The sequence below is a fragment of the Rhodoplanes roseus genome, from assembly GCF_003258865.1.
GTDB lineage: Bacteria > Pseudomonadota > Alphaproteobacteria > Rhizobiales > Xanthobacteraceae > Rhodoplanes > Rhodoplanes roseus.
Genome location: NZ_NPEX01000019.1, coordinates 21,219 through 27,599 on the forward strand (window position 1 = coordinate 21,219; position 6,381 = coordinate 27,599).

The window sequence follows — 6,381 nt, forward strand, 5'->3', positions numbered from 1 at the left end:
GCGCGCCCACCGCGGTCGGGCGTGACTTTCCCGGAGGCTGTTGCGGACCGGGCGCCGTTGCGGAATAGTTGCGCAGCACGGGGTCTCGACATGCCGCTCACGATCGCAATTCTCGCACCCGGAGAGATGGGAGCCGCCGTCGGCGCACGCCTGGCGGCCGGCGGGGCCCATGTCACCACGTCGCTCGCGGGCCGCAGCGAGGCGAGCGCCGAGCGCGCCCGCCAGGCCGGCCTCGCCATTGCCGAGACCGATGCGGCGCTGGTCGCCGGCGCCGACCTCGTGCTCTCCATCGTGCCGCCCGGCGAGGCGGTCGGCGTGGCGAAGCGGCTGCGGCCCGAGCTCGCGCGCCTGCCCACGAAGCCGGTCTACGTGGACTTCAATGCGGTGGCGCCCGACACGGTCCGCCACATCGCGGCGGCGCTCGCCGACACCCGCTGCCCGTTCGTCGACGGCGGCATCATCGGACCGCCGCCGAGTGCGGCCGGCCGCACCGTCTTCTACGTCTCCGGCGAGGCGGCGCGGCGCACCGCCGACATGCGCGACCACGGGCTCGACATTCGCGTGCTGGAAGGACCGGTCGGCGCCGCATCGGCGCTGAAGATGTCCTATGCGGGCGTCACCAAGGGGCTGACCGCGATCGGCGCCGCCATGATGCTGGGCGCGACGCGCGCCGGCTGCGCCGGCGACCTCGCCGCCGAGCTCGCGGAAAGCCAGCCGCAGCTCCTCAAATGGCTGTCCCGGCAGGTGCCGGCCATGTTCCCCAAGGCGTATCGCTTCGTCGCCGAGATGGAGGAGATCGCCGATTTCCTGCACACCGACCGGCCGGCCTGCGACCTCTATCACGCGGTCGCCCTGCTCTACGCCCGGCTCGCCTCCGCCGAAGGCGCCGGGGAGATCGACGCGCTGGCGCGCTTCTGCAACACGCCCGGCCAGGCGAGCATCCAGGCAAAGGCGCTGACCGCCCCCGACGCAGCGGGCTGACGGGCGACCCCACCGACCTCTCGCGCCGCGGGACGGCGCGTTTCGCGCTTCGGCCGGGCCGCCCGTCAGGCGCCCCTCTCCGCGTGTTGCTAGCCCGAAAGTCGTGGCAGACAGCCTGATTTGCGGATCGAAACCGCCGCGCCACAACCAGGACGAGCTTTATAGACAAAGAAGTGCAATTTTGCGGAGAAGGCAAAATCTTAACCGTCATTTTCTAGGCTCTGCCGAAAGCCCTTCGAAGTCCTCGCCGCGCATCCATCCGTCTGCGCCGCAGGGGCCGCCGGTCCCGAGCGTGTCATGAGAGTCGAGTTTCAGCGTTTCGCGTTCGTGGTCGTGGCATCGGCCGGGCTCCTGTGGCTCGCCGGGTGCGAGACGACCTCGGTCAAGCTGCCGGAGCTGCCGAGCTTCGGCCAGACCGACGCCACCGGCTCGGTGCCGATCGTGGTCGCGGACGGCGACATCACCGGCTCGACCGCCGGCTCCGATCCCAAGCTGATCCAGGACAACATGACGCCGAGCGCGCCGAACGACGATCTCAGCGTCGGCCGCGAGCAGTTCCGGCAGGGCAATTACGGCATGTCGGAGAAGATGTGCCGGCGCTCCGTCGAGCAGTCGCCGAAATCCGCCGACGCGTGGCTCTGCCTCGCCGCGTCCTACGACCGGCTGAAGCGCTTCGATCTCGCCGACCGCGCCTATCTGCAGCTCATCCGCCTGGTCGGCCGCACCGCCGCCGTGCTCAACAACATGGGCTATTCCTACATGCTGCGCGGCGACTACCGCCGCGCCCGCGCCACCCTCAACGAGGCGGCGTCCCGCGATCCGGCCAATCCCTTCGTGCAGAACAACCTCGCCCTGCTGGCCGAGGCGACGGCCACGAAGGAGGGGATAAGGTAGGCGGCGAGGAGTCCCTCGCGCCCGACCTCAAAGGGCGGAGCGCAGCACGATCCCATCGGGCAGGTAGAAGCCATTGAACCGATTGCCTGCGAAGTGCGCCACTCCGAGCCCCGGCATTCTGATCACCTGACCAAGGCCTCTCATGGCCGGGTGGCTCTCCGGCACCATCTCCGTATCACTTGCATCGATACCCTGAAGTGTATCGCGATTGTGTGCGATGATGGTCGCAACCGACCTGTAGAACTCTCGTTTGTCATGGAGGCCGCTCGGCGGAACCAGCCAGAGCTTCCAAGTGTCGGTGTCCGAATTGTGGACCCACATGGCAATCCGCGGCGCCAGCCCGGTCTCGTCCATCGCCTTGACGAGAGATTGTCCGCTACTCACCAGAACGTTTTGATCCATGGAAGAACTCCGCGTTCGGGCTCGATGATCGCCTGAAGCATCAATTGGGCAGACATCGGATCGCGTTGCTCGTACCGCACGTCCGGCGACCATTCCGACACGATAGCCCAGTTCGCAGCGAATGCAGGATTTTCGTCTTTTCGCCGTTTGAACTCCGCAGCCAATCCCGCCAAGCCGATCAGCTCCGGAAAGACGTGACTGTAAATCTTTTTGATGAACTCCTTGTCCGGAATAGTCTCGGCGTTGACTTGCGCAGCGATACAAGCCTTCAGCCCGAGTTCGACAGCATAACCCGCTAGATAATACGCGTTCGAGAAACGGCCATGCGCGAGGAGGATCGTTGCGTCGTCCAACTTGGCCTGGGCCATCGCCTGCAAATCCGAACGTCTCATTCCGAAAGCCATGGGAATCCCAATCTCGCAATCGGCTCGCAGAAATTTAGATAATCTGGTGATTTCTGCACCCGCGGTCCGGGAATGCAACCATTTCTGGCGAACCGGCGCCACCGCCAGCAGGCCCACCCTGCGACCGATCGTCCCGGCGGGTAGGCTTTTGCCGTTTCGCCCCGAGATCCGCTAGAACGCCGGTCCGACCCCCTCGACGGGCGCCCAGGCCCGGTCCCGGAGCACGACCGCATGTTCAACGACATCAAGACGTTCTTCGCCGAGCTGACGAGCGGCGGCAAGCATCCGGCCCGCTTCGAGGCCGACGACTACCGGCTCGCCGCCGCCGCCCTGATGGTCCATGTCGCGACGCTCGACGCCAACCTGTCGGACGTCGAACGCGAGAAGCTGCACACCCTGCTGAAGACCCGCTTCGCGCTCGACGACGCGGCGACCGACGAGCTGATCGACGCCGCCGTCGCGGCCGATCGCGACGCCGTCGACTTCTATCAGTTCACCAGCCTGCTGATGCGCAGCCTCGACGACGAGGGCCGCCGCAAGGTGGTCGCGATGATGTGGGAGATGGTGTTCGCCGACGGCGACGTGACCGAGTTCGAGGACAACGTGATGTGGCGGGTCGCCGACCTCCTGGCGGTGCCGAACCGCGAGCGCATCGAGCTCAAGCGCGAGGTGGCGGCGGGCCGTGATCCGCTGGACGATCCGGCGTGAGCGCAACGGAGCGCAGCCCGGCCGCGATCGTCACCGGCGCGTCGTCCGGCATCGGGGCGGAGCTGGCGCGGCTGTTCGCCGCCGACGGCCATGCCGTCGTGCTGGTCGCCCGGCGTGAGGCGGAGCTGGAGGCGCTCGCCGACGAGATCGCCGCCGCCGGGCGGCCGCGTCCCGTGGTCGTCGCCCTCGACCTCGCCGCCCCGGATGCAGTGGCGCGCCTGAAAGAGGCGCTCGCGGCGCGCGGGCTCGCGGCGAAATATCTGGTCAACAATGCCGGCTTCGGCCTGCTCGGCGTCGCCACGTCGCTCGATGCCGACGAGCAGCTCGCGATGATCGACCTGAACGTGAAGTCGCTCACGGCGCTGTCGCTCACCTTCGCCGACGATCTGGTGCGGCAGCGCGGCGGGCTTCTCAATGTCGGGTCGCTGGCCGGCTTCATGGCGGGGCCCGGCATGGCCGTCTACTACGCCACCAAGGCCTATGTGATCTCGTTCAGCGAGGCGCTGTGGCGCGAGCTCGGGCCGAAGGGCGTCACCGTCACGGTGCTGTGCCCGGGCCCGGTGCCGACCGGATTCCAGGCCCGCGCCGGCGTCACCGTGACGGGACTGCAGAGCATGCTCACCGTGACGGCCGCGCAGGCCGCCAAGGTGGGCTACGACGGCCTGATGGCGGGCCGCCGCATGGTGATACCGGGGCGGCTCGCTAGCCTCGTACCGCTTCTCGCGCGGATTCTGCCGCGCCGCAGCATGATCGGCCTGATCGCCTCCACGCAGATTCGCCGATTGGGCAGCCGCGGCGGCTTGTGAACCGCGGAACCGAACGCTTCCCTCTGCGCGAGACACCGAGGAAGGATCGTGCTGCCGCAATCTCGCCGGAAGCATGCGGTTTCATTCTCGCTGCCCTGATGGCTCGACACTTGCATGACGAGTCCGACCGCGGTTAGCCTTGTATGCGATGCCATTCAGCCTTCGCCAGAGAGCCGAACGAGCGATGCCCGAGCCCGTGCTGATCGTCCTGCACCAGGAGACCTCGACGCCGGGGCGCGTCGGGCAATACCTGCAGGCGCGCGGCATTCCGCTCGACGTGCGGCGGCCCCGCTTCGGCGAGCGGTTGCCCGAGACGCTCGCCGAGCATGCCGGCGCCGTGGTGTTCGGCGGCCCGATGAGCGCCAACGATCCGGACGACTTCGTCAAGCAGGAGATCGACTGGCTGGCCGTGCCGCTGAAGGAGCAGAAGCCCTTCCTCGGCATCTGCCTCGGCGCCCAGATGCTGGCCAAACATCTCGGCGCGAAGGTGTGCGCCCATCCCGAGGGCAAGGCGGAGATCGGCTATTATCCGCTGCGCGCGACGCTCGACGGACGCCGCGTCTGCCCGCAATGGCCCGACCACGTCTATCAGTGGCACCGCGAGGGCTTCGACCTGCCGGCGGGCTCGCGCCTGCTGGCCGAGGGCGACATGTTCCGGGCGCAGGCGTTCCGGCACGGGCCGGCCGCCTACGGCATCCAGTTCCACCCCGAGGTCACGCACGCGATGATGTGCCGCTGGACCACGCGCGGGCACGAGCGGCTGGCCTTGCCGGGCGCGCGGCCCCGGATGGATCATTTTGCCGAGCGGCCGATGTACGACGGCGCCGTCCGGGCCTGGCTCGCCGAGTTCCTCGACGGCTGGCTGGCGCCCCGCGCCGATGCGCGTCCCGGCCGCGGCGCCGAGCGCGTCACCGGCATGGCGATGGCGGCCGGCCCCTATTCGGCCGGCTGAGCGGCGTCTCGACCGCCCGCCTCGCGCGCCGCCTCAGTGCGGCGTGATCAGGCCCTTCTCCAGCATCAGGCCGTTGAGCCGCGCCGCGGTGCGACCGCCGTCCGCGGTGTAGAGCCGTCCCCCGAGCTGCATCATCAGATCGAGGCGGAGCGCATGCAGCCCGTCGAGCGGCAGTCCGGCGGCCCGCAGCAGAACCGTGCCCAGATAGGCGACCTCGATCTCGTCCGGGAGATCGGGATCGATCACCGGCGTCGTGCCGACCCCGTCGATCGCCAGGTAGGTGCGGTAGGCGAGGTCTTCACGCGGCAACGCGTCCGGCGAGGCGGCCGCGGCGGGATCGCGCCCGAACAGCCGCGCCGCCAAGGGCGGCTGGTGGTCGCCGAAATGCACGAGGACGAAGCGCCGTGACGGAAATCTTCGCGCGAGCTGTTCGCGCAGCCCTGCATAGTCGCGCGCCGTGGCGCGCAGCCGCCGCAGATACTCGTCCATCTCGGTGCCGACGATCGGCCCGGCGGGCGGCGCCGTCCCGCCGTCGTATCGCCGGTCGTGCGGGAAGTGGTTCGAGACGGTGAGGACATAGAGGAACGCCGGGCCACCGCCCGCCGCCACATGGGCGTCGAGCCAATCGAGGCCGCGCGCGTAGCAGAGCCGGTCCGGCGCCCAATCGCTGTCGGCCCCGACGGCGTCGCGGTCCAGCACCGCGTCGAAGCCGATGGCGTCGTAGAAGCCCCCGGCACCGGCGAACGCCTTCAAGGTCGTGCACAGGGCCGCGCTGCGATAGCCGAGTGAGGTCAGGCGGCGCGGCAGGCCGGTGCCGACATGGCCGGTCGCCCAATGATTCACATGGGTCGCGAACGCGCCGTAGCAGCCGGTCGGAATGCCGGTCATCACCGAGAACTCGGTGCGCCAGGACATGCCGCCGAAGGTCTCGACCCGCAGCCCGCGGCTGCGTCCGTCGGCGGAGCGGAAGAACGCGGCGAGCTCGGGATCGAGCGGCGGCCCGCCATGGAGGGTGGGCGGGAAGGTCGATTCGCTGAGGATCAGGATGATGTCCGGGGGCGGCTCCGCCGTGCCTTGCACGGATCTCGCGGGGGTCGGCTGGTCGACGATCGTCACGTCGCTCGGCAGATCGTCCGGAGGCGCCACCGCGAGAACGCCGCCGCGCGGCGAACCGACCGGCGGGGCCGTGGTCGATCTCGATCATCTTGCCGTAGCCGCCGGTCCAGCCCGCCGT

The 6,381-nt window shown here is 69.1% G+C and carries 8 protein-coding genes; 5 read left to right on the forward strand and 3 right to left on the reverse strand.

Annotation, left to right across the window (positions count from 1 at the left end):
- Positions 1-90: 90 nt before the first annotated feature.
- Both CH341_RS04720 and CH341_RS35720 read left to right on the forward strand, forming a co-directional pair.
- Positions 91-981, forward strand: coding sequence for an NAD(P)-dependent oxidoreductase (locus CH341_RS04720; protein WP_111417876.1), 891 nt, complete (start codon positions 91-93; stop codon positions 979-981).
- 297 nt (positions 982-1,278) lie between these two features.
- Entirely contained in the window at positions 1,279-1,875 is a 597-nt protein-coding gene (locus CH341_RS35720) for a tetratricopeptide repeat protein (protein ID WP_245430881.1), read from the forward strand.
- A gap of 27 nt (positions 1,876-1,902) precedes the next feature.
- Here CH341_RS35720 and CH341_RS04730 read toward each other — a convergent pair whose 3' ends face one another.
- Together CH341_RS04730 and CH341_RS04735 are read right to left on the reverse strand one after the other, a co-directional pair.
- Positions 1,903-2,277 carry a hypothetical protein gene (locus tag CH341_RS04730; RefSeq protein ID WP_146604375.1) on the reverse strand — a complete coding sequence of 125 codons (375 nt, stop codon included), beginning with the start codon at positions 2,275-2,277 and terminating at the stop codon, positions 1,903-1,905.
- Complete coding sequence (locus tag CH341_RS04735) at positions 2,256-2,798, reverse strand: HEPN domain-containing protein (protein ID WP_146604376.1); 543 nt, start codon at positions 2,796-2,798, stop codon at positions 2,256-2,258. Before CH341_RS04735 ends, CH341_RS04730 begins: the two co-directional genes overlap by 22 nt.
- 114 nt (positions 2,799-2,912) lie before the next feature.
- Between CH341_RS04735 and CH341_RS04740 the strand changes: the two genes are divergently transcribed.
- The 3 genes from CH341_RS04740 to CH341_RS04750 all read left to right on the forward strand — a co-directional run bounded on the left by CH341_RS04740 (position 2,913) and on the right by CH341_RS04750 (position 5,147).
- A complete protein-coding gene (locus tag CH341_RS04740; RefSeq protein ID WP_111417879.1) occupies positions 2,913-3,389 on the forward strand; it encodes a tellurite resistance TerB family protein in 477 nt (158 codons plus the stop codon).
- On the forward strand, positions 3,386-4,195 hold the full coding sequence (locus tag CH341_RS04745) for an SDR family NAD(P)-dependent oxidoreductase (RefSeq protein ID WP_245430882.1): 810 nt from the start codon (positions 3,386-3,388) through the stop codon (positions 4,193-4,195). Before CH341_RS04740 ends, CH341_RS04745 begins: the two co-directional genes overlap by 4 nt.
- A gap of 148 nt (positions 4,196-4,343) precedes the next feature.
- Complete coding sequence (locus CH341_RS04750; protein WP_111417880.1) at positions 4,344-5,147, forward strand: glutamine amidotransferase; 804 nt, start codon at positions 4,344-4,346, stop codon at positions 5,145-5,147.
- A gap of 33 nt (positions 5,148-5,180) precedes the next feature.
- On the opposite strand, the gene CH341_RS04755 is transcribed toward CH341_RS04750, so the two are convergent.
- Positions 5,181-6,293 (reverse strand): sulfatase-like hydrolase/transferase, encoded by a 1,113-nt coding sequence (locus CH341_RS04755; RefSeq protein WP_111417881.1) that lies wholly within the window; start codon positions 6,291-6,293, stop codon positions 5,181-5,183.
- Between the last annotated feature and the right edge of the window lie 88 nt (positions 6,294-6,381).